Genomic DNA, 25,891 nt, shown 5'->3' with positions numbered 1-25,891 from the left:
ACGCGTCTGTTGGTGATGGCCCTGCTGCTCATCAGTGGCCATGCCCTGGCTGCACCCGGAGATATCCAGCGCTTCCCGGCCAACGGCACAGCCACGTCGGAACTGCGCATCCACGGTTCGACAGACATCGAAGTCTTCAGCACCGTCATCGCCGACTACCAGCGCCTGTACCCGGGCACGGAGGTTGTATACGAAGATGTCATCACCCAGGACATGTACGCCCAGTACCTGCGCGACCGGAACCGTCCCGACGGCCCGGACATGCTGATCAGCAGCGGCATGGACCTGCAGGCCAAGCTGGTCAACGATGGCTATGCCCTCTCGCACCGCTCCCCGCAGACCGAAGCACTGCCCGCGTGGGCGCAGTGGCGGCATGAAGCCTTCGGCATCAGCTACGAACCGGTAGCGATGGTCTACAACACCCGCACCCTGCCAGCCGCCCGCGTCCCCCGCACCCGCAGCCAGCTGCTGGAACTGCTGCGCGCCCCGGATGCCCCGCTGGCCGGCAAGGTGGGCACGTACGACGTGGAACGAAGCAGCGTGGGGTATCTGCTTGCCACCCAGGACGGCCAGCGCGGCAGCATGGCGGGTGCATTGCTGGGCGCGCTCGGCGACAACCAGGTGCAGCTGGAAGAGCGCACGGGTGTGTTGCTGGACAAGGTAAGCAGCGGCCAACTCTCACTGGTCTACAACGTGCTGGGTTCGTACGCGCAGGCGCGGATCGATGCAGGTGCCCCACTGGGAATAGTGGAGCCGGAGGACTACACGCTGGTAGTCCTGCGCACCGCCGTGATTCCGCGCACGGCCCACAACGCCACCGAAGCACGGCGCTTCCTCGATTACCTGCTGTCACCACGAGGCCAACAGGTGCTATCCCGTGAAGCCAGGCTCATGTCGATCCTCCCCAACCAGCGCAGCCCGACGCCGGGGCGCAGCTACCGCCCGATCCTGCTGGGGCCCGGGTTGCTGGTCTACCTGGATGGCCTGAAACGCCGCCAGTTCCTGGATGCCTGGAAGGGGAGCACGCAACCCCGCTGAAACTCCATGCGTGACACCCCGGTAGATCCACGCCCTGCGTGGATGCTTTTCGCGCCAACCCAAAACGCCCCCTACAATGCCCCCATGAGCGAAATCACCATCCTCGTGGCCGACGACCACCCGCTACTCCGCGCCGCCGTGGTCCACTCCCTGCGCCAGGCCCTCCCGGCCGTCCAGGTCATCGAGGTCGCCAGCGCGCAGGCCCTCGAAGCGGCATTGAACCAGCACCCCGAAATCGAACTCGTCCTCCTCGACCTCACCATGCCCGGCGCCCGGGGCTTCTCCTCACTGCTCCACGTACGAGGCTCGCACCCGGACATCCCGGTGGTGATCGTCTCCTCCAACGACCACCCCCGCGTCATCCGCCGCGCCCAGCAGTTCGGCGCTGCCGGCTTCATCCCCAAATCCGCCCCGGCAGAAACCATCGGCCAGGCCGTCGCCGCCGTCCTCGACGGCAGCCTCTGGTTCCCCGCCATGGCCGCAGAGCGCTCCGAATCCGACGCCCTGCTCGCAGCCCGCCTCGCCCAGCTGACCCCGCAGCAGTTCCGCGTACTGCTCTCCCTCGCAGATGGCCTGCTCAACAAGCAGATCGCCTACGAACTGGGCCTGGCCGAAAACACCGTAAAGGTGCACGTGACCGCCATCCTGAAAAAGCTCGAATGCCACAGCCGTACCCAGGCAGCTGTGCTGGTGAAAGCCCTGGAGCCGGAAGGCGACGCAGGTGCAGACCTGACGTAACGCCAGAATGCGCGCCGCCCTTCCTGGCGCCGAAACACCCCCGGTAGGGTCGCACCCCAGTCGACCGCCGACCCTGCACCCCACCGCGATAGGGCATGATCCAAACCGAAGACAGGCTTCTCTGCCTGCGATCAAGCAACACCCGCAACGACCTCAAGGACGAGCCCCATGCCTCTAACCGGCGAACAGATCTTCGTAAAATGCCTCCGGACCGCCCTGCTGGCTGGAACGGCCTACATCCTGTTCGCCCTGGGTGAGCTCATGCTCACCATGACCTGCAACCAGGAACAATACCCAGGCGCCTTCCTCTGGCCATGGCTGCTCTCCCTGCTGGTCCTGGCGATCTACTCGAAGTTCGACTTCATGAGAACAGGGCTGTTCAATGCAAACGTGATTGCGGTTCGCGTTGCAGCAGCCGTCCTGCTGTCAACCGAGCTGGTCGTAATCGCACACCTGAGCACCCAGCTCTCAACATGCCAAGGCGCCGATGACGGCATGATCGTGGCCCCGGGCTTCTTTCTGCTGGTCTATACGGCCATAGCGCTGTCACTGTTGTTCGGAGATGCCTGGCTGGGTGTGATCCGCAACATCATCCGCCTTGGCAAAAGGCCATTCGATCTATCGCCGGCAGATGATGTAGACCCGGCCGATACAATTCGCAACTCATCGCCGCGTCGAAAACGACGCGCACGTTGACCGACTGGATCGAAAAGGCCACGACAACGGGCAGGTTGTAGGTGCAGGAGCGTCCCTTGAAAAGAGACTGGCCCCGCGAGCGGGGCCAGGACGTACCTAGTGTCATCACCAGTAAGGGTGGCTGGGAGAGGGCGTATACATAGGGCGGCTCATCAACAGTATCCTGTTGACGCCCAGTGGAACACGCAGGTCGCTTCGGCCGCGCCGCTAAGTGTTTGACTGCACTACGGAGATGCGCGCCGGCCGTGGAAGGGGGTACGCCGCAGAGCAAGACGGTTGCGACAAACTGCGCGCTTCATGGCTGGCCCAGTGAATTTTTGTCCAAGAACCGAACGTGCTACGTTCTTCGCATGCCGGCGACTAGGAGTAGCTCCAGTCTAATGTCCGGTCCATAGGGCGCTTTATCTACTTACGCATGCCCGGTCGAAGGCCAACGCCCGACCGGGCGTTTCGTATGGTCAGTCGTGGCAGCAATGAGCTGTCAAATTTACACTCTCAAGTAGCAGGCCCAAATCAGTGGCCGACATGCATCGTCTTCGGGAAGTGTTGATCGCGACGTTCAGTAGTGCGTGCCTATCGAAACACCAATATCATTCCAAACAAGCAATTTCACTTTGCGTGCAGCGTGGCGCATGGTGTTGCCTCGGAGCTTGAAACCTCCTGGTTGGTAGCAATCGTTGATGTCCTATGTCGGGAGGGTGGCGGAATACAACACCCTCGCGGGAATACGTCGCGCCGTGTGCCATCAAGCGGGTTTCAGCCTCCCGACTCCCTCGCCATTCTGGCGAGGGAGACTTCCACGGAGGTGGCAAATGCGTCGTTCGAATACTGATGTACCTTCAACCGAGCAACCCCAGACCCGCGTCGGAATGCATGCGCCGGATAAGCTGCGCATTGGCTCGCTTAACCACCCTGGCGGTGTGCCAATGCCGGACGGTGGGCGCATTCCGTGCCTGATGTTGCGTGGCATGTGGATGGAGCGGTTTGAGCTGCCGGTGGGCGGCAAGGTGATCGTGGAAGTGGAGCCGAAGCGAATCACGTTGACGTTGGATGAAACGCCGATTCCGGTGCCATACCGGTATCGGGATCATGTGCCGAAGAAGAAGCGTCGGGCGAAAGATGAAGCAGGACAGGCATGATCGGTAGGGTCGCATACCAATCGACCGCCGATGACGGCGCATCACGCGGTAGGGCATGACGTGCGGCGGAGACGCGCGTTTTTGATTTGAAGTCATGCCTTCGTCGCACGTATCACCGTTAGGTGCGGTCGACCGGGGTGCGACCCTACCAGTGCAGATCACGTATTCGTCGAGGTGTGCGCAGCGTCCGCCGCGCCAAACGCAGGACAGGCAGATCGGGATTACGCCCTATGCCGCACCAGCAACTGCGTCATCAACGCCCGCAACGCCGGCGGGCGGACCGGCTTGGAGAGGAAGCCCCAGCCATTCTCTGCTGCATGCGCCTTCAGCGCGTCGTCGCGCTCGGCGGTGACCAGGATCACCGGCGGGCGCGCCTGCCATAGTTCGCACAGATGCTCGTACAGGTCCGGACCATGCCACTGGCCCATGCGTACGTCCAGCAGCAACAACTGTGGCACGTTGAAGGTGGAGGCGATCTCCAGCGCGGCCTGCGGGCCATCTGCCAGCTCCACCACGCAGCCCCAGCGCTCCAGCAGGGCGCGGGTGGCGGCGCACACGCGCGGGTCGTCGTCAATGCTCCATACCCGGCACTGGCGCAGCGGGCTGTCGTCGCCCGCATCCACGGGTGCCACGGGTGCGGGCGCAGGCGCGGGAATCGCGGCCGCATCGCCCAGCGCCACCGTTACCGCGAATACGCTGCCTTGGCCTAAGGTGGAACGAAGGCTGATGCGGTGGCCCAACAGGCGGCCGATGCGCTCCACGATTGCCAACCCCAACCCGGCGCCGCGCTCCTGGTCCACGCCATCGTCCAGCCGGCGGAACTCTTCGAAGATCTCGCCCTGCAGGCTTTCCGGAATGCCCGGGCCCTGGTCATGAACTTCAATGCGCAGCTGGTCGCCCACGCGCCGGCAGCCGATCAGCACCCGCCCTCGAGGCGTGTAGCGCAGCGCGTTGGAAAGGAAGTTCTGCAGGATGCGGCGCAGCAGCGCTTCGTCGCTGATCACCACGGCGCGGGTATCCACCCAGTCCAGCTGCAGGCCACGGCTCTGCGCGGCGATGCCGAACTCGCGCGCCAGCGTTTCCAGCAGCGGTGACAGCGCGAACGCGTGCACGTGCGTCTGCAACGTGCCGGATTCAAGCCGCGAGATATCCAGCAGGCTGTTGAGGATGGAATCCTGCGCCGCCAGTGCGGCATCCACATGCTCACTCAGCTCGCGCGCATCGCCACTCAACTTGCCGCGCAGCACCGAAACGAACATGCGCGCGGCATTCAACGGCTGCAGCAGGTCATGCACGGCCGAGGCCACGAAGCGGCTCTTGTAGCGGTTGGCCCGCTCGGCTTCGCGGCGCGCTTCGTCCAGGTCGCGGGTGCGTTCGGCCACGCGGTGTTCCAGCGCGTCGGCCAGCGAGCGCAATTCGCGTGCGGTGTTCTTGTAGGCGGTAATGTCTGCGTAGCTGGTGACGAAGCCGCCATCCGGCAGAGGGTTGCCGCGGATCTCCAGCACGGTGCCGTCGTCCTTCTCGCTCTCGCGCATGTGTGGGCGGCCGCTTCGCAGGTGGTTCAGGCGGCGCTCGATGGCCTCTTCAATCGGACCGGGGCCAAGCAGGCCGCGCCGGGCGTTGAAGCGGAAGGCATCGGCAATCGGGCGGCCCACCTGGATCAGGTCCGGCGGAAAGCGGAACAGTTCCAGGTAACGCGCATTCCACGCTACCAGTCGCTGTTCGCTGTCGATCACCACCACGCCCTGCGGCAGGTGGGCGAGGCTGCGGGCCAGGCCGCTGTCGGCCTGCTGCGCGGCCTGCAGGATGCCGTCCTGCGCGGTACGCAGTTCCTGTGCGTGCTGCTGAAGCACCGCTTCCAGCTCCAGCCGGCTGCGTTGGCGGTGCGATGCCAGGCGGCGCCGCTGCTGCACGAACAGGGTTAGGAAGCACAACGCCAGCCAGATGCCGCCCGCCGCCAGCGCGGTGCTGCGGCCCACGGCGGCGCTGGCGCCGGCGTCGTGCAGCAGGTGCAGCTTCCAGTGCGGGTCGATCAGTACATAGGTCTGCCACAGCACAGGGCGGGGCAGGGAAGGTTGCTCCAGCCGCACCATGCGGCCGCCGTCCTCCAGCAGGTTCAGCGTGCGCGAACGCAACGGCTGCAGCGAGCGGTCGGCGTACTGGCGGGTCGCCAGCATTTCTCGGCGCTCGGCCGGGGCGAGTGGGCGCAGCAGGCGGTAGCGCCAGTCATCGTGGTTGGACAGGAACACCACGTCGTGCGCGTCGCTGGCCATCACGATGTCCGGGCTCTGCAGCCATTCCTGTTCCAGCGCACGCAGTTCGATCTTGATCGCAATCACGCCAAGCACGCTGCCGTCGGTGTCGTGGATTGCCTGCGAGAGGAAGTAGCCCGGGACCGCCGTGGTCATGCCGATGCCGTAGAAACGCCCGCTGCCCTTTTCCATGGCCTGCTGAAAGTACGGGCGGTAGCTGTAGTCCTCACCCACGTTGGTGGTGGGCTGGTCCCAATTGCTGGCGGCCACGGCCACGCCATGTCGGTCGATCAGGGTGAGGGTGGAGGCGCGGGTTACGTTATTGGCCTGCTGAAGTTTGAGGTTGAGGCGGTGGCGCTCGGCATCATCCAGCGGCAGACGCAGGGCCTGCTGCAGGTCCGGGTCCAGCGCCATCACCTGCGGCAGGGTGCCGAAGCGGTCGATGCGCTGCTGCAGGGTCTGGGCGTAGAGGTCGAGCTGGCGGCGCACCTGGGTGCTTTCAGCCGCCAGGGCGCGCTGTTGTGCATAGCGGCCGGCAACAAGGCCGGCCAGCAGCGTACCGCCCACCATGACCAGCAGGGTCAGAAGCAGCGGGCGGTAGCGGGAGACGCGATACATGGCGTCAGTTTACGGTGTACCGGCGGGTGCACGTTGCGTGCACCCGCCGTGGGACATCAGAAGTGAACCTGTGCGCGCAGCTCGAAGATCTCCGGCTTCGTCCGCACACCACGACGGCTGGCATCAGCCCACACGTAGTTCGCCTGGAACTTGAAGTGGCTGGTCAGGTACCAGTTCGCACCCACGGTCCAGTCGTGCTGGCGGCCACCGAACACGTCGGCGTCGTCCAGGTCGATGCGGCTGTAACGGGCCAGCAGTTCCACCGCGCCGTAGGTGTGGGCGGGCTTCACGTTGGCCACGGCGCCGGCGTTGTACGGGCGCGATTCGCCGGTGACGATCCAGCTGGCCATGGCGTACTGGCCGTCGCCGGTGTAGTCCGGCTTGCCGTCACGGGTGACAGTGGTGCGCAGCGCTTCGGCCTGCACCGAAAGCGGGCCATGGATCCAGATGCCTTCCAGGCCGGTGCGGCGGATCTGGTCGGCGGTGACCAGCGCGCCGGAATCGACCAGACGGATGTCGGTCAGGCCGGCTTCCGGGCGGGCGCGCAGGCGGGCGCTGGCTTCATGGTGGACGTCGCGGCCGTCGCGGTAACCGCGCGGGTTTTCCTGCGAATAGGCCAGGCCGAGGTGGATCACGTCGCCGGGGGCCTTCACCGGGGTCCACACGCCGCGCACGGCCTGGGTGGTGCCGGGGTTGTCACCCTGCAGGTCCTTGCCACCGTAAGCGCCGACCTGCATCAGGTAGGCCGGGCGCTCCAGCACCCATTCGGCACCGGTGCGGCGGCCGGCGTAGAAGGCCTGCACGGGCAGGGCGGTTTCCATGAAGCTGCCGGCGCGCGAGGAGGTGTTGGCGTCCAGGCCGACCGGGGTCTTCATGTAACCGAAGCGGAAGCGGCCGATGTCCTTGCCGAACAGGGCCTTGCTCTCGAAGCGGAAGAACACGTCCAGCCAGGTGTCGGACTGGAAGTCGTAGTACACCATGGCGTCGTACACGCCCTTCTTCTTCAGGGTGGCGCCGAATTCCTTGCGGCGCACGGCGTCGTCGTCTTCAAAGGCGTTGTTGCCGGAGAAGTCGTTGAGGTCGTAGGCGATGTTGCCGGTGGCGGCCAGTTCGGTGCCGTCGTTGAAGGCGACCTTGGTGGGCCAGTTGTCCCAATCTGCGGCGGACGCAGCGAGCGGGGCGGAAAGGGCGGTCAGTGCAACAAACAGGGGGGTCAGGCGCATGGAGTGGGTCTGGCTTCTGAAAAGTGGGGCAGTACAAGAACGGCCGCGAGCGGGAAAACTGTGGGCCCACAAGGCCCGGAACGACACGGCCACCCGCCGCCGTGGGGGCGCGGTGCCGTTGCAGTGTAGGCACTGGGGCTGGCTGAACAGGGGGGCTAGTACCAATAGGTTATCTGCGTGGCGATGCAGCCGGCGTAAAAAGACCACGCCCGATGCCGCCGCCTGCGGCCGGCATCCCCGTGACACTGCCGGAGTTTCCCATGCACGTTCCCACCGCTGCCCCGCTTGCAGCCAAGCCGTTGCCGTTCTATCGCCAGCTGTATTTCCAGGTGGTGGTGGCGATCGTGCTGGGCGCCATCCTCGGCCATTACGAGCCGGCCTTCGCCGAATCGCTCAAGCCGCTGGGCGATGGCTTCATCAAACTGGTGAAGATGATCATCGCCCCGGTGATCTTCCTGACCATCGTCACCGGCATCGCCGGCATGACCCACCTGCGTACCGTGGGCCGGGTGTTCGCCAAGTCGATGGCGTACTTCCTGTTCTTCTCCACCCTGGCGCTGATCGTGGGCATGGTGGTGGCGCACGTGGTGCAGCCCGGCGCCGGCATGAACATCAACCCGGCCGACCTGGACCAGACCGCGGTGCACAGCTACGTGGAGAAGTCCCACGAGCTGACCCTCACCGGCTTCGTGATGGACATCATTCCGGCCACGCTGGTCAGCGCGTTCGTGGATGGCAACATCCTGCAGGTGCTGTTCGTGGCTGTGCTGTTCGGTATTTCGCTGGCCCTGGTGGGTGAGCGCGGCCGCCCGGTGCTGACCTTCCTGGAAGCCCTCACCGCCCCGGTGTTCCGCCTGGTGCACATCCTGATGAAGGCCGCGCCGATCGGCGCGTTCGGTGCCATCGCCTTCACCATCGGCAAGTACGGGGTGGGGTCGCTGATCAACCTGGCCTGGCTGGTGGGTTCGTTCTACCTCACCGCGTTCCTGTTCGTGGCGGTGATCCTGGGCGTGGTCTGCCGCCTGTGCGGGTTCTCGGTGTTCAAGCTGGCCCGTTACCTGAAGGCCGAGCTGCTGCTGGTGCTGGGCACCTCGTCCTCCGAATCGGCGCTGCCGTCGCTGATGGAGAAGATGGAAAAGGCCGGCTGCAGCAAGTCGGTGGTGGGCCTGGTGGTTCCCACCGGCTACTCGTTCAACCTGGACGGCACCAACATCTACATGACCCTGGCGGCGCTGTTCATCGCCCAGGCCACCAATACCGAGCTGACCCTGGGCCACCAGATCGCGCTGCTGCTGGTGGCGATGCTGAGTTCCAAGGGTGCCGCCGGCGTGACCGGTGCGGGCTTCATCACCCTGGCCGCCACCCTGGCGGTGGTGCCGGAGGTGCCGGTGGCTGGCATGGCGCTGATCCTGGGCGTGGACCGCTTCATGAGCGAATGCCGCTCGCTGACCAACTTCATCGGTAATGCGGTGGCCACCGTGGTGGTCTCGCGCTGGGAAGGCGCGCTGGACCGCGACCGCCTGGCGCTGGCGCTGGACGGCCGCGAAGCCGAGCTGCCGCCGCTGGCCACCGACGACCTGCCGTCGCCGCTGCCGGCCCCGGCCCGCTGAGGTTGACCCCTTACACGCCCTCCCCCTGAGTGTGTGTGGCCGGGCCCCGCTGTCCTCCCGGGCGGCGGGGCCCGGCTTTTTTCAATGCAGTATCCTGATGATGTCGTCTGTCATCGGAACCCGGCAGGCTGGCAGCACATACGCCAGCGAACGGCCTGTTTTGTGCGGTCGCAGCACCATCGCGACAGCGTAGCGACAGGTCCGCCCACGCCAACGGGGGTATGATCCCCTGTTCCTCTCGCCCATTCATCTGCAGAAAGCGATGTCCAACGAAGATTTCAAACAGGCCGCCCTCGACTATCACCGCATGTCGCCGCCGGGCAAGATCAAGGTCACGGCGACCAAGCCGATGCTGACCCAGCGCGACCTGTCGTTGGCCTATTCGCCGGGCGTGGCACACGCCTGTGAAGCGATCATGGCCGACCCGCAGCAGGCCAGCGAGCTCACCGCGCGCGGCAACCTGGTGGCGGTGATCTCCAACGGTACCGCCGTGCTGGGCCTGGGCAACATCGGCCCGCTGGCCGGCAAGCCGGTGATGGAAGGCAAGGGCGTGCTGTTCCAGAAGTTCGCCGGCATCGATGTGTTCGACATCGAAATCAATGAAAACGACCCGGACAAGCTGGTCGACATCATTGCCTCGCTGGAGCCGACCTTCGGCGGCATCAACCTGGAAGACATCAAGGCGCCGGAGTGCTTCGTGGTGGAGCGCAAGCTGCGCGAGCGCATGAACATTCCGGTGTTCCATGACGACCAGCACGGCACCGCGATCATCGTGGGTGCAGCGGTGCTGAACGCCATGGTGGTCACCGGCAAGAAGATCGAGGAAGTGAAGCTGGCCACCACCGGCATGGGCGCGGCGGGCGTGTCGTGCGTGAACATGCTGGTCTCGCTGGGCCTGAAACCGGAGAACATCCTGGCCTTCGACCGCGAGGGCGTGATCCACACCGGCCGTGCCGACCTGGACCCGGAAAAGAAGCGTTACGCGCGCGACACCGACAAGCGCACGCTGGCCGAGATCGTCGACGGCGCGGATATCTTCCTGGGCCTGTCGGCCCCGGGCATCCTCACCGCGGACATGGTCAAGACCATGGCCAAGGACCCGGTGATCTTCGCGCTGGCCAACCCGACCCCGGAAATCATGCCGGAAGTGGCGCGCAGCGTGCGCCCGGACGCGCTGATCGGCACCGGTCGTTCGGACTACCCGAACCAGATCAACAACGTGCTGTGCTTCCCGTACCTGTTCCGCGGTGCGCTGGACGTCGGCGCAACCGCGATCAACGAAGAAATGAAGATCGCCTGCGTGCACGCGATCGCCGCGATGGCACGCCGCGAAGCCAGCGACCTGGGTTCGGCCTATGGCGATGAAACCCCGAGCTTCGGCCGCGATTACCTGATTCCGCGCCCGTTCGACCGCCGCCTGCTGGTGGAGCTGTCGGCCGCCGTGGCCCAGGCCGCGATGGATTCGGGCGTGGCGACGCGTCCGGTGGCCGACATGGGCGCGTACCGCGAGAAGCTGGCGCAGTTCGTGTACCGCACCAGCCTGATGATGAAGCCGGTGTACGACCGTGCGCGCGCCGACAAGCAGCGCGTGGTGTATGCCGAAGGCGAAGAGGAAGTGGTGCTGCGCGCGGTGCAGAACGTGGTCGACGAAGGCCTGGCCTTCCCGATCCTGATCGGCCGCCCGGACGTGATCGAGTCGCGCATCGAGCGCATGGGCCTGCGCATGAAGGCAGGCACCGACTTCGATGTGACCAACATCAACGACGATCCGCGCTTCAACGAGTACTGGCAGTACTACCACAACCTCACCGGCCGCCGTGGCGTGACGGTTGCGGCGGCTAAGAACCTGATGCGTTCGCGCCCGACCCTGATCGCAGCGGTGATGGTGGCGCGCGGCGAAGCCGACGCCATGCTGACCGGCGTGGTCGGCCGCTTCCACAAGAAGCTGGGCTATGTGCGCAGCGTGCTGCCGCTGGAATCGAAGGTCACCTCGACCTCGGCGATGACCGGTGTGATCAACCAGCAGGGCGTGTTCTTCTTCGTGGACACCCACGTGCAGGAAGACCCCACCGCCGAGCAGATCTGCGAAGCCACGCTGCAGGCGGCCTACCGCATGAAGCTGTTCGGGATCGAACCGAAGGTGGCGCTGCTGTCGCACTCCAACTTCGGCAGCCACGATTCCAGGGACGCGCTGAAGATGCGTACCGTGCGCACCCTGCTGCTCAAGCGCAACCCGCGTTTGAACGTGGACGGTGAGATGCAGGGCGACACCGCATGGGACGAAGCGCTGCGCCAGAAGCTGCTGCCGGACAGCACGCTGAAGGGCCGCGCCAACCTGTTCGTGCTGCCCAACCTGGAAGCGGCCAACATCGCCTACAACCTGGTGCGCGTGTTCACCGACGGCGTGGCGATCGGCCCGATCCTGATGGGCGTAGCCAAGCCGGCGCACATCCTCACCACCAGCGCGACCTCGCGCCGTGTGTTGAACATGACCGCCATTGCGGCGGTGGATGCGCAGATCAGGAAGACGCTGGAGGCGGAAAAGGCGTAAGGCCTTTTTCGGTTCCAGCGTGGAACGTGCAGCGCACGTTCCTGTTTCGCGTAGCGAAACGCTTACGCGGTGGCTACCGACCGCTGGTCGGTAGACCTTGAAGAAGGGATCGGTGCGACGCACCGATCCCTTTTGCATTTGACGTTCTGCCATGTCTCCGCAGCCGCACCGTAACCCGGATGCAACCTCGCGCTGGCCCAATATGCCCACGCGGCCCGGCTTGGCAGTGGTCCAAGGATCCTGCCACCCCGGGCCCGACCACTTCCTCCCCCTGGAATGGCGCCATGCGCATTCGTCCTGCAAAGCGGTACTTCAAGCAGTTGTTCGCGTTGTACGCCGGCCTGGTAGGCGCGCGGTAACGAAGGGTTTCCTCCCCGCACGGTAGAGCCATGCCCTGCGTGGCTGCATTTCGGTCAGGCCCCGGCAAAGCCACGCAGGGCGTGGCTCTACCGGGGTCCATCCATCGTTGGAAAGACCCCCGGTTACCGCATCACGGCGCCAACAGCTCCACTTCAGCCAACTGCGCCCGCCCGGACCCTTCCACCCGCAACCGGTACTCGGCGTACCGGCCCGGCTTGGCAATCCGGAACGGCCGGGTCTGCTGCGACCACTCGAAGGTCTCACCCGTACGCTGGTCCAGCGCAACCCATTTGCCACCGGCCGTGCGTGCCTCCAGCGTCCACTTCGCCCCACGAATCGGCGAATTGCCGCTGGTCAGCGTGTACATCGTCGGCGCACCCTCGGCCACCCCGGTGAATACCACGGTGCCCGCGCCACCGAACGGCACCACCGTGCCCGCGTCATCGTCGATCAACGCCGCCAGCTCGCGCCCATTCTCCGCCGTCGCCCGCGCGCCCTTGCCCAGCAGGTCATGCAGGATCGCCGGGCGCTCACCGCGCGCGGTCAACGAACGCGGCGCGTCATCCGCCCCGGTACCCCAGGTGGACGGCGCCGGGCCCATTTCAAAGTCCAGCGTCGCGCCCTTGGCGATCACATCGTGCGGCACCCACGTCTTCGTCCACGGCTTGCCGTCGATCTTCAACGACTGCACGTAGATGTTGCGGTCGGAGTTGTTCGGCGCATTCACGGTCAGCACCGCGCCGCCCTGCAGCTCCACCTTGGCGTGCTTGAACGCCGGCGAGCCGATCGCATACTCCGGCGACCCCATGCGCAGCGGGTACAGGCCCAGCGAGGCCAGCACGTACCAGGCCGAGGTCTCGCCATTGTCTTCATCGCCCGGATACCCCTGGCCGATCTCGCTGCCCACATACAGGCGCGAAAGGATCTCGCGCACATGCTGCTGGGTCTTCCACGGCTGCCCCGCGTACAGGTACATCCACGGAATGTGGTGCGAGGGCTGGTTGCTGTGCGCGTACATGCCCATGCGCACGTCGCGCGCTTCGGTCATTTCATGGATGGTGCCGCCGTAGGAACCGGAGAAGGCCGGGTCTGCGGTTTCCGGCGTGCTGAAGAACGTGTCCAGCTTCTCGGCCAGCTTGGCGCGGCCACCGTACAGGCCGGCCAGGCCTTCGCCGTCGTGCGCGGCGGTGAAGGCAAACGTCCAGCCGTTGGATTCGGTGTAGTCGTGGCCCCATACGCGCGGGTCGTACTTCTTCGCATCCACACGCCAGCTGCCGTCGTCATTGCGGCCCTGGAAGAAGCCGGCGGCCGGGTCGAACACCGTGCTGTACACGCCGGCGCGCGCGCGGAAGTACGCGGCTTCGGTGGCGTAACGCTCACGCGCGGCGGCAGTGCCGGCACGCTTGGCCAGCGCGTCGGCCATGTTGGCGATGCCGAAGTCGTTGAGCGCGCCTTCCATCGTCCACGACATGCCTTCATGCACATCCGCACTGGCGTAGCCACGGAAGGTGGAGCGGTCCATGCCCTTGCGGCCGACATGGCGGTCCGGCGGCACCACCGTGGCGTTCTTCAATGCGGCCTTATAGGCCTCGTCCGGGTCGAACCCCGTGATGCCCTTGAGGTAGGCATCGGCGAAAGCCACGTCGGAGCTGGTGCCCACCATCAGGTCGGCGTAGCCCGGCGAGGACCAGCGTGCTACCCAGCCACCGGCGCGGTACTGCTCCAGGAAGCCCTGCACCAGCGCACCGGCATCGTCCGGGGTGAACAGCGCATAGGCCGGCCAGGTGGTGCGGAAGGTGTCCCAGAAGCCGTTGTTGACGTACACCTTGCCGTCGCGGATCGGCGCGAAGCTGCGCGTGGCGCTGCCGTCGGTGTTGTTGTCCTCGGCGCTGGCCTGGCTGGCGTAACGCCAGTCCGGTGCTGCTGCGGTGCCGGCGTTCTCGAAGCCCGAGTTGGGATACAGGTACAGGCGGTACAGGCTGGAGTACAGCGTGGTCTTCTGGTCGTCGCTGGCCTGGCCGATGTCGAAACGGGCCAGGCGCTGGTCCCAGGCGTCCTGCGCACGCGCGGCGACGCTGTCCAGGGTGTCGGCGCTGGACAGCTCCAGGGCCAGGTTGTGGCGGGCCTGTTCCACCGAAATGAGCGAGGTGGCGATGCGCATGTTCACGCGGCGGTCGCTGCCGACATCGAACTTGATGTACCCCGTCGGGCGGCCGGTGTCGATGCGGCCGCTGCTGCGCCAGGGCCTGTCGAAGCTGGCCACCACGTACATGCGGGTGGCGCCGTTGGAGAGGCCGCTGCGCACGTCGGTATAGCCGGACAGGGTCTGCGTGGCCGCGTCCAGGGTCAGCCCGCCGCGTGCGTCCACGTTGTCGAACAGCAGGTTGGCGTCGCCCTCCTTCGGGAAGTCGAACTGGAACAGCGCGGCATGGTCGGTCGGCGCGATGGCGGCGGCGATGCCGTTGTCGAAGCGCACCGCATAGCGGTACGGGCGCGCGCTTTCGTTGTCGCGGTCGAAGGCGAGGGCGCGCTTGGCGCGGTCGGCTTCAGGCACGCCACGGCTGGCCGAGGGCATCACCTGGAAGGTCTGGCGGTCGCCCATCCACGGGCTGGGCTGGTGGCTCAGGGCCAGCGCCTGCAGCTGCGGGCGGTTGGCGGCGTTGTTCTGCTCGTTCCAGCGGTACAGCCAGTTCAGCGCGCCGGCGTCGGTGACCGGGGTCCAGAAGTTGAAGCCGTGCGGCACCGCCGTGGCGGGGAAGTTGTTGCCGCGCGAGAAGGTACCGTTGGCCTGGGTACCGCGGGTGGTGAGCACCCAGTCGGAGGGGCGGGCCGGCGCGGTGCGCGGCAGGCTGTCCAGGCGCACGTCGTCGATCCAGCCCGACACCGGGGCGTTCGCGGCGCTGGCCAGGGCCAGCTCCACGCCGACCACGCGGCGGCCGCGCAGCGCGGGCACGTCGCCCAGCCGCACCGACTTGTGCGCCCACTGCTGCGGGTACAGCGTCTTGGAGTCGCCCTGGGCCTTGGCGCCGAGCGCGATGCCGTGCAGGTCGCGCGCGTCGGTGGCCGACACGCGGCTGCCGTCATCCAGCACCAGGTCCAGCGAGACATAGGTCGAGGCCACGGTGTCGTCGCCGACGATCTCCGGCAGCACCAGCCACGAAAGGGTGGTGTCGGCGTCGACGGTCACGTCGGTGGCGAACAGCTTCGTGCTGGCCGTGCCGCCGGCGCTTGCGTAGTGCAGGGCATGCAGGCCGCTGTAGCCCACCCCCGGCTTGGCCGCGTACGGCGCCTTCGGGCCGGCGCCGATCTTCACCTGCACGCCGTTGGTGCTGGCCTGCGGGGCCGGTTCGCCCGGCTCGAACGAGGTCTGCAGGCCCTACGCGAAGGCGGGCGAGCAGGCCAGGGCAAGCGCGAGCGGAAGCAGGGCGCGGCGGGCAGGACGGGGGTGCGGCAGGGTCATGCAGGGATCTCCCGGGTGGGACAGGCGGCAGGGCAAGCCCGCATCGGCGACTTCGGCAGACAGCAGCGCGCCGGCCGCCCGGGGAGGGCAGTCGAAGCGATGCAGGTCCGGCGGGGGACGGGCCATGCGATCGGGTGGTTGATCGGAACGCGTCCGATCCTGCAACACCCGGCGCGGCTCCGCAAGTGAAATTAGTTCGATCTAAACCCGGAAAAATCGCATGTCGGGATTTCCGGGCGGCGGCGCGGCGCCGGACCGGCGGCATCGCGCGGTGGCCCCCGGGTGCTAGAATCGTGGCCCTCGCAATCCCTTTCGTGTCCACGCCATGAGCCATACCGCCACCGCGCCCGCCAATGCTGAAAAGCGTTACACCGTGCACCGCAGCGACCTGCCGCTGAGCTGCCCGACGCCGGAAATGGCGCTGTGGAACTCGCACCCGCGCGTGTACCTGCCGATCGAAGACGAGGCCAACGGCGAAGCCGCGTGCCCGTACTGCGGTTCGGTGTTCGTGCTGGCCGACTGAGCAGGCACCACTGAACATGCGCCGATTGACCGTGGTGCAGCTGCTGCCGGCGCTGCACTCCGGCGGGGTCGAGCGCTCCACCCTGGAAATTGCCGCCGCGCTGGTCGCGGCCGGGCACCGCGCGATCGTGGTGTCGGCCGGTGGCCGGCTGGTGGAACCGCTGCTGGCCAGCGGCGCAGAGCACCTCACCTTGGACATCGGCCGCAAGTCGCTGTGGACGCTGCGCCACGTGCGCACCCTGCGCAACCTGCTGGCCGGGACCGGCGCGGACATCGTGCATGCACGCTCGCGGCTGCCGGCCTGGCTGGGCCTGTATGCGGTGCGCAACCTGCCTGCCGCCACGCGCCCGCACTGGGTCACCACCGTGCATGGGCTGAATTCGCCCAGCCGCTACAGCGCGGTGATGACCAGTGGCGAGCGGGTGATCTGCGTATCCAATACCGTGCGCGAGTTCGTGCTCACCCATTACCCGAGCGTGCCGGCCGAGCGCCTGCAGGTGATTCCGCGTGGCGTGGACGTGGCCCAGTTCCCGCGCGTGGGCCGGCAGGACCGGCGCCCACGGCTGGCGGTGGACGCGCAGCATCCGGCCCTGGCCGGTGATGCGCCGCTGCTGTTGCTGCCCGGACGTGGCACCCGGCTCAAGGGGCATGGCCACGCGCTGACGCTGCTGGCCGGGCTGCATGCTGCCGGGGTGCCGGCGAAGCTGTGGATGCCGGGTACCCGTGAGCCGGGACGCGAACGCTACGTGGACGAGCTTGAGGCGCAGGCGCGCAGTCTGGGCGTCGCAGACGCGGTGCTCATGACGCCACCCACCTCGCGCATCGCAGAAGCGTATGCAGCCAGCGACCTGGTGCTGCAGCTGTCCGACAAACCGGAGGCCTTCGGCCGCACCGTGGTCGAATCGCTGTCGGTGGGCCGACCTGTACTGGGCTGGAACCACGGCGGCGTGGGCGAGCTCCTGCAACACCTCCAGCCGTCGGGCGCGGTACCCTTGGGCGACGCCGACGCTCTGCTGGCGCGCGCGCTGCAGTTGCTGGCGCAGCCGCCGGCGCTGCCTTCGCGTATTCCGTTCACCCTGCAGGCGATGCAACGTGACACGCTCCAGCTCTATACCTCCCTCGCTGGCTGAGCCGCTGAAGGCGCCGGGTTCACCGGGCTTCCGCGCGGGCCGCTGGGCGCCGTGGTGGGTGATCGCCTTCGTGGCGATGCTGCCGCTGCCCGGCATTGCCGAAACCGTGCTGGGGCTGGGGGCGATCTATGCCGCAGCGCGCATGGTGCAGCTGCGCCTGCAGGGCAAGCAGCGCATGCTCAGCAGCCCGGCGTGGGCGCTGACCAGCATCCTGTTCCTGGGCTACTGGCTGCCGCAGGCATTTTCCGCATTCGATGCGATCGACCCCGGCACGGCGTGGCGCAAGACCGCGGCCGGGCTGCGTTACCTGCCTTTCATGTGGCTGGTGGCGATTGCAGTGGGCACACCGGAGCGGCGCGCGCTGACCTTGAAAGGCATTGCGGTCATCACCGGCATCTGGACGCTGGATGGCCTGGCGCAGGCGGCGTTCGGCACCAGCCCGCTGTTCTGGTCGATGGACCAGTTGAAATGGGCGATCAGTGGGCATGGCCTGTGTCCGCCGGCGGAAATGGCGGCGGCGGACCGGTTGAGTGGCGTGCTGGGCCCGTGCAACCTTAAGTTCGGCCAGGTGCTGGCGAGTCTGTCGCCGTTCCTGTTGTTTGCCGCTGCCGCGCGGTTCGGGCGCTGGGGCTGGATGGTGTCCGCTGCGGCGCTGGGCGTGGTGCTGGTACTGGCGGGTTCGCGCGCGGCGTGGCTCACCTATGCGCTGGTGCTGGTGTTCTCTGGCTGGCGCCTGCTTGGCGCACGCACGCTGCTGGCCTGTGTGGCGATGGGGCTGGTGGTGGCGATCGGGCTGGGCGTGGGTTCCTCGCAGGTGCGTGAGCGCCTGGAGCGCACCGCGATGGCGTGGGAAGGCGAGAGCGACGGCGTCAACCAGGCGTTGTCCGGACGCGCACAGATCTGGGCGGCGGCGGGCTGCATGATCGAACAACATCCCATCAACGGCGTAGGCGCCCGCGGTTTCCGCGACGCGTACCCGGAGTGCAATCCGCGCCCGGAAGCGCAGGAAGTATGGGGGGACGGTCCGGCGCTGCACGCGCACCAGATCCTGCTGGAAATCCTGGCTGAAACCGGCGTGCTGGGCCTGCTGCTGTGGCTGGCCGCAGCGGCACAGGCATGGCGCGCCTGGCGTTTCGCACCGAAGGCCGCGCGGGAACGCGCGCGCCCGGCCATGCTGGCGCTGGCGGTCACCGTGTTCCCGCTCAACACCCACCTGGCGTTCTATTCCACCTTCTGGGGCGGCCTGACATTGTTGCTGGCCGCCCTGTACGCAGGCAGCCTTCTTGCCAGCGAAGCCCCGACGCAGGGTGATCCCGCGCAAACGGTACCCCGCGGTGCGCACTGACGCGTAGCGACACGCCATGCGTGTCCCATGGACGGTCGGCACCGCGCGGACACGCATGGCGTGTCCCTACAGGCCTCTGCACCAGGCGTAGGGGTATTCGCCTGCCTGTTCTGCCAGCCCCGCGCGCAGGGGATTGGCCACGATGTAACGTGCGGCCTCGATCAACGACTCTTCACGCCGCAGCGCATGGTCGTGATACCCCTTTTGCCACACCCGATCGCCACCGATTAGCCGACTGCTGCGCGATTTGAAGATGTTCATGCAGGTGGCGAGGGTTCCCGATTTCAGCTCCATCAACCAGTGGACGTGGTCGGGCATCACCACCCAGGCATGTGTGCGGCTGCGGCCGCTGCGTTCGATGTGGCGCAGGGCATCGATCACGGCATGGGCGTTGCCGGGAACCTCGAACAGAGGTTGCCGACCGTGGGTGACGGTGGTGACGACGTAGATGGCCCCCACGGCCGAGACCCGCCCGCGTTGGAGGCGTGAACTGGACATGCGGAAAGGTTGCCGCGACGGCGGCAGCGAACATATCGGCAAGGGACGCAATTCCGCGTAGGGACACGCCACGCGTGTCTGCGCGGGGTGGCTGGCGGTGCGTGGGACACGCATGGCGTGTCGCTACGGGCGGTGCATGCGGGTAGTGACACGCCGTGCGTGTCAACGCGGGTCCCGGCAACGCGCGACGCCTACGCCCAATCGTTACTTGTAATAGTCGCTCCGCCCACCCGGCTGCCGCTTGAACCGCCGGTGGATCCACAGATACTGGTCCGGGGCCTCGCGGACCATCGCTTCGATCGCCTGGTTGACCCGCGCAGTATCCGCTTCGACGTCCTCACTGGGGAAGTTCTCCAGCGGCGCACCGATCTTCAGGAAATACTTCCCACCTTCGCGGCGATGGAAGTACGGAATCACCGCACACCCGGTCATCCGCGCCAACTGGTGCGTCGCCGTAATGGTCGAGGCGGTATGCCCGAAGAACGGCACGAACACCGTGTCCTTGCCGCGCATGTCCTGGTCCGGCGCATACCACAGGAAGCCGCCTTTCTTCAGATGCCGCACCGTGGCCCGGATGTCTTCGTTGGCATACATCGCCTTGGCGTAACGAAGCCGACCGAACTTCACCGCCCACTCGTACACCGGGTTGCGGTGCTTGCGGTACATGCCCGAAAGGTCCACGTGGTCGCACAGCAGCCGTCCGCACATCTCCAGGGTCATGAAGTGGCCGGACACCAACAGTACGCCGCGGCCTTCAGCCTGCATGCGCTTGAGGTGCTCCAGCCCTTCCACCTCGACCTTGGGGCGGATGCTGTCGATGCTGCCCCACCAGGCCCGGGCAAATTCGAAGATGCCCACGCCCAGCGCGTCGAAGCTGTCGCGCAGCAGGCGCTGGCGCCAGGCGTCGTCCTTTTCGGGGAAGCACAGCTTGAGGTTCACTTCGGCGGCGCGGCGGCGGCTGCTGGCCACGTGGTAGGCCACGGTGCCCACGCCACGGCCCAGCGCGCGCTGCAGGCCCCAGGGCAGCCGGGCGATCACGAAGGCGGCCAGGATGAAGGCGAAGGTGGGCCAGTGCCGGGGATTGCGCAGGGACGGCCGGGTGGCGGTGGAAGCGTTATCGGACATGCCCCGATTCTAAGTCATGCGGCGGCCGCGCATGTCTTTCCCGGTGCCGCTCCCGTATCCTCCATACATGCGTAAAAGCCCTGTCGAATGGATCCTGCGCGGCCTGTATTCGGTCGTGCTGTACCTGCTGTTGCCGATCACGGTGTACCACCTGGTCTGGCGGGGTTTCCGGGTGCGCGAGTACTTCCAGCGCTGGGACGAGCGCTACGCGTCCTACCCGCATTCCAGCGCCCAGCCCCGGGTCTGGCTGCATGCGGTCTCGGTGGGCGAAGTGAACGCCGCCGCGCCGCTGGTCAACGCGCTACGCCAGCTGCGCCCGGATATCCGATGGGTGATCACCACCATCACCCCGACCGGCTCTGAACGGGTGCGTTCGCTGTGGGGCGATGCGGTCGACCACGTGTACCTGCCCTACGACGTGCCCGGCAGCGTCGGCCGCTTCCTGGGCCACTTCAAGCCCAGCCTGGCGCTGATCCTGGAAACCGAGCTGTGGCCGAACCTGCTGTTCGGCTGCCGCGACCGTGGCATTCCGGTGTACATCCTCAACGCTCGGCTGTCGGCCCGCTCGCTGCGCGGCTACCGCCTGCTGCGACCGCTGATCGGACGCACCCTGCGCACCGTGACCTGCGTGGCCGCGCAGTCGGCCGACGATGCCGAACGCTTCATCCAGCTCGGTGCACTGCCCGAACAGGTCCAACCGCTGGGCAACCTGAAGTTCGACATCGCCACCCCGAACGTGCGCGAGTTCACCGCCCACTTCCACGCGGCCGTGCCAGGCACACGCCCGGTGTGGATCGCCGCCAGCACCCATGAGGGCGAGGAGCAGGCCACCATCGACCTGCACCGGCGCCTGCGCGCGGAGATTCCCGGCCTGCTGCTGCTGTGGGCGCCGCGCCATCCCGAGCGGTTCCCCCGGGTCGAAGCGCTGGCGCGCGAACAGGGCTGGAAGGTCAGCACGCGCCGCCAGCAGCAGTGGCCGCAGGCCGACAGCGATGTGTTCGTGATCGACACGCTGGGCGAGTTGATGGCGTTCTACGGCTGCGCGCAGGTCGCCTTCGTCGGTGGCAGCCTGCAGCCGATCGGCGGGCACAACCTGCTTGAGCCGGCTGCGATGGGTACTGCGACGGTGACCGGCCCGCACCTGCACAACTTCGCCGAGATTTCCCGGCGCATGCGCGAAGCCGGCGCGGTGCTGATTGAAGAGGATGTGGCTGGCGTGGGTGATGCTCTGCTGGCGCTGTTGCGCGATCCCGAAGCCCGCGAAGACATGGCCAGTGCCGGCTGCGCGCTGGTCAGCAACGGGCGTGGCGCGTTGAAGCGCACGGTGGAATTGATAGCCCCGAAATTGCCGCCGCCGCTGGGGTGACCTCGGCGTAGTGACACGCCATGCGTGTCCGCGCGGTGCCGGCGATCCGTGGGACACGCATGGCGTGTCGCTACGAAAAAGCCACCCGTCCGGGTGGCTTTTTCTGGTTCCTGCGTTACGCCGCGGTCAGTTGTTGACCGTGGTGCTCGGGGTGGCCGCCTGCTGGGTCAGCAGGCGGTTGATGTCCTGCAGTTCGGCGATGTCCAGCACGCCCACCGCCTGGCCCAGCAACAGCCGGTTCTGCAGGAAGGTGTAGCGGGCGTTGGCGTACTCGAGCTGGGCCGCGAACAGGATGCGCTGGTTCTGGATCACGTCCAGCACGGTGCGGGTACCCACTTCCAGGCCCACCTGCGAGGCGTCATACGCGCTCTGTGCCGAGACCACCGCCAGGCGGCGCGCTTCCACTTCGCTGATGCCGGCCTTCAGGGTCTGGTAGGCGTTGCGGGTGTTGCGGTCCAGGGCACGCTTCTGCTGCTCGTAACCGTCCTGGGCGATGTCGCGCTGGGCCAGGGCCTGGCGCACGCCGGACTGGGTGGCGCCGCCGGAGAAGATCGGCACGCTCAGGGTCAGGCCGATGCTGTTGCTGCGCGCATCCGGGCTGAAGTTCGAACCGCTGCCCACCACGTCGCCCCAGCTGGCCTGGCGGCCGGCGCTGGCACCCAGCGACAGGGTCGGGTAGTGGCCACCACGTGCGGCCTGGACGCTGGATTCAGCCGCGCTGACCTTCAGCTCCTGCGCCTTCAGCGCCGGGTTCTGTTCCACCGAACGGTTCACCAGCTCGTCGACGGTGGCGTACTTGGCCGGCAGTTCCGGACGGAAGTCGGTCGGCAGGGCGCGCAGGTCGGTGACCGGCTGGCCGGTCAGTTCGGTCAGTGCCTGGTAGGAATCGGCCAGGGTGTTCTGCGCCACGATGGTGTTGGCGCGGGCCTGGTCGTACTGGGCGCGTGCTTCATGCACGTCGGTGATCGGGGCCAGGCCCACTTCCAGGCGCTTGTCGGCGAAGTCGAACTGCTTCTTGGCGGCCGCTTCGTTGGTCTGTGCGGCCGACAGCGATTCGATGCCCACCAGCACGTTGAAGTACGCCGCCGAGGTCCGCACGATCAGGTCGTCGTTGGCCGAATCCAGGGTGAAGTCCGCGGCCTGGCTCAGCTCGCGCTGCGCACGCAGGTTGGAGATCTGGGTCCAGTTGAACAGCGTCTGCGACGCGTTGACGCCGTAGTTGCGGTTCTTGGTGGTGTACGAATTCGAGCTGATGTCGTGGTTCGGGTTGGTGCGGTTCTGCGTCAGCGACGCCTCGCCGTTGATCTGCGGCAGCAATGCCGCACGCGCCTGCACGGCGCCTTCCTTGTCGAACAGACGGGTCGATTCTGCGGCAGACAGCTGCGGATCGCCGTTGCGCGCCATTTCGTAGACCTGCAGCAGGTCGGCGGCAGAGGCGGTCATGGGCAGCAGTGCGGCGGCCAGCGCAATAGCGAGGGATCGGCGGATCATTGCGGCTTCCTTGGACTCAGAGTTGGAACTGGGGTGCCGGCGCGGCACCGCGCAGGTAGTCGATATCGGTTTCGAACAGGGAATCGATGCTGCCGTCGGCCTTGACCAGGACCGCTTCCATCACCGGCGACTGGCCACGGATCACGTACAGGCGGCCGTTCGGGCGCAGCCACTGGGTGAAGCGGGCCGGGATGGTGTCGACCGCACCGGTCACGCAGATCGCGTCGAAGCGGCGTTCGGTATCCCAGGTCAGCGCGTCGGCGGTTTCAATGCGGACATTGGTGCCCAGGCCCTTGGCGTCCAGGTTGGCGCGCGCGGTGGCGGCCAGTTCCGGCTGGATTTCCAGGCTCAGCACTTCGCGGGCCAGCGCGCCCATGCAGGCACTCAGGTAGCCGCTGCCGGTGCCGATTTCCAGCACTTCGTCGCCGGGCTGGAGGTCCAGCGCCTGCAGGGTGCGGCCTTCGATGACCGGCTTCATCATCTTCTGGCCGAAGCCCAGCGGCAGTTCCACGTCGGTGTAGGCGAGCTTGCGGTGCGTTTCGGCGACGAACGCCTCGCGCGGCAACTGTGCCAGTACATCGAGCACACGGATGTCCAGCACGTCCCAGGGACGGATCTGCTGTTCAACCATCAGTTCGCGGGCGTGGGCGTAATCGATCGTCATGAGGTTCTAATCCAGCGCAGTGGGCCGGCCATTTTACCGGTGCCGGGAGCCGGCGGCGCACTGGGAGCATCGCTGCCGTCGCGCCGGGGTCGCAGTGCCGGAAGTCACCGCGACCTCCAGCCATTCATCTTGGTGTCACCGCGCGGGGCGGGTGGCGTAGGCCCTCAGGAAGAAGGTGACGCTTTCCTCCACGTGGGTGGTGGCGTCGCACTCGGCCGGGACCGGTCGCAGCCCGCACATCATATGCGTATGCAGCTCACCTTTGATGAGGGTGAAGAACTGCTGGGCGGCGGTGTGGAAGTCGGTGATCTCCAGTTCGCCACGCTCGGTGCGGGCGCGCAGGAACTCGGCCAGGGCATCGCTGGTGCGCTGCGGGCCGGCTTCCCAGAACATCTCTCGGATCCGGTCGTCGGTATCCGGGGCCATCATCACCCGCTGCACGGCCACGGCCGCCGGTGAGGTGATCATGTTGAAGAATGCCCGGCCGATGCCCAGCAGCTGCTCGCGCAGGGCGCCTTCGGCGTCGGTGACGAACAGGGCGTCGGGCAGCATCTCAACGCAGGTGGACTTCACAGCTTCGGTGAAAAGCGTCTCTTTATCGCCGAAATGGCTGTAAACGGTGAGCTTGGACACCCCGGCCTGGGCCGCGATGCTGTCCATGCTGACGCCGCCGTACCCCTGTTCGACGAACAATGCCTTGGCTGCGTCCAGGATCGCCGCGCGCTTGCCCAGATCCTTCGGGCGGCCGGGTCCGGCGGCCTTGGCGGCGGGCTTGGACGAGGCGGCGGCAGCAGTGGGATCGGTCATGCAAACAATACTAGACCAATCGGTTCGATATTTATACTATACCGGCTGGTTCACTATTATCCGTCGTGGAATAGAGTGTCGCGTTCCGCACGGCTCCCCCGGGTACTTCCAAGGTCCGAGACCTCATGAACAAGTTGCAATGGATGGGCAGTGGCCTGCTGGCGTTGATGCTGGCAGCGTGTGGCAAGCAGGACGCCGAACCGGCCGCACCGATCCCGGTGCTGGTGGTGCAACCGGGTACGGTGAGCGGGCAGGAAGTGGCCGCGTATCCGGGTGAGGTGCATGCCCGCGAGGAAAGCCCGCTGTCGTTCCGGGTCGGGGGCAACCTGATCAAGCGCCATGTCGACGCCGGACAGCGCGTGCGCAAGGGCGACCTGCTGGCCGAACTGGACGCGGCCGACTTCGCCGCCCAGGCCAGTGCGTTGCAGGCGCAGCTGGCCGCCGCCGAGGCCGACCTGGTGCGCGCCCGCGATGACCAGAAGCGCTACGCCACCCTGGCCGAGCAGCAGCTGGTCAGCAGATCCACGCTGGACGCGCAGACCGCCGCATTCAAGGCCGCGCAGGGCCAGGCCAATGCCGCCCGCGCCAACCTGGCGGTGGCCCGCAACCAGACCGGTTACGCGCAGCTGCGCGCGCCGACCGACGGCGTGATCGCCAGCCGCCAGGCCGAAGCCGGGCAGGTGGTCGGCGCCGGGCAGACGGTGTTCACGCTGGCCGCCGACGGCGGTCGTGAGGTGCTGATTGCGCTGCCGGAAAGCACCATCCGCGATTACAAGGTCGGCCAGGAGGTGCAGGTCGAGTTGTGGAACCGTCCGGGCCAGATGCTGCCGGGCACGATCCGCGAGATCGCGCCGGCCGCCGACGCGCAGGCACGTACCTATGCGACCCGGGTCAGCCTGGCGCCGGAAGCGCTGGCCGAAGTGGAGCTGGGCCAGAGCGCGCGCGTGTTCGCCGCCGCCGGCCGCAGCGGCACCCTGCAGCTGCCGCTGGGTGCGGTGCTGCGCGGCGCCAACGGCGCGCCCAGCGTGTGGGTGGTAAACCCGACCAACGGGGCGCTGAAATCCACGCCGGTCACGGTAGGCGCGTATGGTCCGGAGTCGGTGCCGGTGCTGTCCGGCGTGGCCGCGCAGGACTGGGTGGTCGCCGCCGGCGGGCACCTGCTGCGCGAAGGCCAGGTGGTGACCCCGGTCGACCGGCAGAACCGGCCGGTGCTGAAGCCGGCCGCCGCGCCGGCTGCCGCGGCCAAGGCGCACTGACC

The 25,891-nt window shown here is 67.0% G+C and carries 18 protein-coding genes and 1 pseudogene; 11 read left to right on the top strand and 8 right to left on the bottom strand.

Going from position 1 to position 25,891, the window contains the following annotated elements; all coding sequences use genetic code 11:
* Window positions 1–15 precede the first annotated feature (15 nt).
* The 4 genes from PDM28_RS15700 (at window position 16) to PDM28_RS15685 (ending at window position 3,611) form a co-directional block, all read left to right on the top strand.
* Window positions 16–1,038: an ABC transporter substrate-binding protein gene (locus PDM28_RS15700; RefSeq protein ID WP_425507674.1), complete on the top strand. Its 1,023-nt coding sequence runs from the start codon at window positions 16–18 to the stop codon at window positions 1,036–1,038.
* A gap of 84 nt (window positions 1,039–1,122) precedes the next feature.
* Window positions 1,123–1,776 carry a LuxR C-terminal-related transcriptional regulator gene (locus tag PDM28_RS15695; protein ID WP_311182766.1) on the top strand — a complete coding sequence of 218 codons (654 nt, stop codon included), beginning with the start codon at window positions 1,123–1,125 and terminating at the stop codon, window positions 1,774–1,776.
* A gap of 168 nt (window positions 1,777–1,944) precedes the next feature.
* Window positions 1,945–2,472, top strand: a complete 528-nt coding sequence (locus PDM28_RS15690; protein ID WP_311182765.1) for a hypothetical protein — start codon at window positions 1,945–1,947, stop codon at window positions 2,470–2,472.
* 812 nt (window positions 2,473–3,284) lie between these two features.
* Window positions 3,285–3,611, top strand: coding sequence for a SymE family type I addiction module toxin (locus PDM28_RS15685; protein ID WP_311182764.1), 327 nt, complete (start codon window positions 3,285–3,287; stop codon window positions 3,609–3,611).
* Window positions 3,612–3,832: 221 nt separating this feature from the next.
* On the opposite strand, the gene PDM28_RS15680 is transcribed toward PDM28_RS15685, so the two are convergent.
* Together PDM28_RS15680 and PDM28_RS15675 are read right to left on the bottom strand one after the other, a co-directional pair.
* Window positions 3,833–6,481: a hybrid sensor histidine kinase/response regulator gene (locus PDM28_RS15680; RefSeq protein WP_311182763.1), complete on the bottom strand. Its 2,649-nt coding sequence runs from the start codon at window positions 6,479–6,481 to the stop codon at window positions 3,833–3,835.
* Between the two features lie 56 nt (window positions 6,482–6,537).
* Window positions 6,538–7,704, bottom strand: a complete 1,167-nt coding sequence (locus PDM28_RS15675) for an OprO/OprP family phosphate-selective porin (protein WP_311182762.1) — start codon at window positions 7,702–7,704, stop codon at window positions 6,538–6,540.
* A 260-nt stretch (window positions 7,705–7,964) separates the two neighbouring features.
* On the opposite strand from PDM28_RS15675, the gene PDM28_RS15670 reads away from it, so the two are divergent.
* Both PDM28_RS15670 and PDM28_RS15665 read left to right on the top strand, forming a co-directional pair.
* Complete coding sequence (locus tag PDM28_RS15670) at window positions 7,965–9,314, top strand: dicarboxylate/amino acid:cation symporter (RefSeq protein WP_102945442.1); 1,350 nt, start codon at window positions 7,965–7,967, stop codon at window positions 9,312–9,314.
* Window positions 9,315–9,576: 262 nt separating this feature from the next.
* Window positions 9,577–11,865: an NADP-dependent malic enzyme gene (locus PDM28_RS15665; RefSeq protein WP_102945109.1), complete on the top strand. Its 2,289-nt coding sequence runs from the start codon at window positions 9,577–9,579 to the stop codon at window positions 11,863–11,865.
* 490 nt (window positions 11,866–12,355) lie between these two features.
* Here the strand turns inward: PDM28_RS15665 and PDM28_RS15660 are convergent.
* Window positions 12,356–15,685, bottom strand: a pseudogene (locus PDM28_RS15660) (GH92 family glycosyl hydrolase).
* A gap of 325 nt (window positions 15,686–16,010) precedes the next feature.
* Between PDM28_RS15660 and PDM28_RS15655 the strand changes: the two are divergent.
* Genes PDM28_RS15655 through PDM28_RS15645 form a run of 3 tightly spaced genes read left to right on the top strand, consistent with a single transcriptional unit; the run spans window position 16,011 to window position 18,682 of the window.
* Window positions 16,011–16,208, top strand: coding sequence for a zinc-finger domain-containing protein (locus PDM28_RS15655; RefSeq protein ID WP_070209583.1), 198 nt, complete (start codon window positions 16,011–16,013; stop codon window positions 16,206–16,208).
* Between the two features lie 16 nt (window positions 16,209–16,224).
* Window positions 16,225–17,337 carry a glycosyltransferase gene (locus PDM28_RS15650; protein WP_311182760.1) on the top strand — a complete coding sequence of 371 codons (1,113 nt, stop codon included), beginning with the start codon at window positions 16,225–16,227 and terminating at the stop codon, window positions 17,335–17,337.
* Window positions 17,318–18,682 (top strand): O-antigen ligase family protein, encoded by a 1,365-nt coding sequence (locus tag PDM28_RS15645; RefSeq protein WP_425507673.1) that lies wholly within the window; start codon window positions 17,318–17,320, stop codon window positions 18,680–18,682. The genes PDM28_RS15650 and PDM28_RS15645 overlap by 20 nt, the downstream gene beginning before the upstream one ends.
* Window positions 18,683–18,748: 66 nt before the next feature.
* On the opposite strand, the gene PDM28_RS15640 is transcribed toward PDM28_RS15645, so the two are convergent.
* Both PDM28_RS15640 and PDM28_RS15635 read right to left on the bottom strand, forming a co-directional pair.
* Entirely contained in the window at window positions 18,749–19,180 is a 432-nt protein-coding gene (locus tag PDM28_RS15640; RefSeq protein ID WP_311182759.1) for an REP-associated tyrosine transposase, read from the bottom strand.
* Window positions 19,181–19,384: 204 nt separating this feature from the next.
* Window positions 19,385–20,305 carry an LpxL/LpxP family Kdo(2)-lipid IV(A) lauroyl/palmitoleoyl acyltransferase gene (locus tag PDM28_RS15635; protein WP_102945113.1) on the bottom strand — a complete coding sequence of 307 codons (921 nt, stop codon included), beginning with the start codon at window positions 20,303–20,305 and terminating at the stop codon, window positions 19,385–19,387.
* A 67-nt stretch (window positions 20,306–20,372) separates the two neighbouring features.
* Here PDM28_RS15635 and waaA point away from each other — a divergent pair, with 67 nt between their 5' ends.
* Window positions 20,373–21,671, top strand: coding sequence for a lipid IV(A) 3-deoxy-D-manno-octulosonic acid transferase (waaA, locus tag PDM28_RS15630; RefSeq protein WP_102945114.1), 1,299 nt, complete (start codon window positions 20,373–20,375; stop codon window positions 21,669–21,671).
* 126 nt (window positions 21,672–21,797) lie between these two features.
* Here the strand turns inward: waaA and PDM28_RS15625 are convergent, their stop codons facing one another.
* From PDM28_RS15625 to PDM28_RS15615, 3 genes are all read right to left on the bottom strand, one after another.
* Window positions 21,798–23,162 (bottom strand): TolC family outer membrane protein, encoded by a 1,365-nt coding sequence (locus tag PDM28_RS15625; RefSeq protein ID WP_311182757.1) that lies wholly within the window; start codon window positions 23,160–23,162, stop codon window positions 21,798–21,800.
* Between the two features lie 16 nt (window positions 23,163–23,178).
* Complete coding sequence (locus PDM28_RS15620) at window positions 23,179–23,826, bottom strand: protein-L-isoaspartate O-methyltransferase family protein (RefSeq protein ID WP_311182755.1); 648 nt, start codon at window positions 23,824–23,826, stop codon at window positions 23,179–23,181.
* Between the two features lie 135 nt (window positions 23,827–23,961).
* On the bottom strand, window positions 23,962–24,633 hold the full coding sequence (locus tag PDM28_RS15615) for a TetR/AcrR family transcriptional regulator (protein ID WP_102945117.1): 672 nt from the start codon (window positions 24,631–24,633) through the stop codon (window positions 23,962–23,964).
* A gap of 125 nt (window positions 24,634–24,758) precedes the next feature.
* Here PDM28_RS15615 and PDM28_RS15610 point away from each other — a divergent pair, with 125 nt between their 5' ends.
* The gene (locus tag PDM28_RS15610; protein WP_311182754.1) at window positions 24,759–25,889 is read left to right on the top strand and encodes an efflux RND transporter periplasmic adaptor subunit; all 1,131 of its coding nucleotides are present in this window, start codon (window positions 24,759–24,761) and stop codon (window positions 25,887–25,889) included.
* The last annotated feature ends 2 nt before the right edge of the window (window positions 25,890–25,891 follow it).

This window comes from Stenotrophomonas aracearum, from assembly GCF_031834615.1.
In the GTDB taxonomy this organism is placed as follows: domain Bacteria; phylum Pseudomonadota; class Gammaproteobacteria; order Xanthomonadales; family Xanthomonadaceae; genus Stenotrophomonas; species Stenotrophomonas aracearum.
The sequence above is the reverse complement of the archived record's forward strand: the minus strand, read 5'-3'. Positions and strand labels throughout refer to the sequence as shown.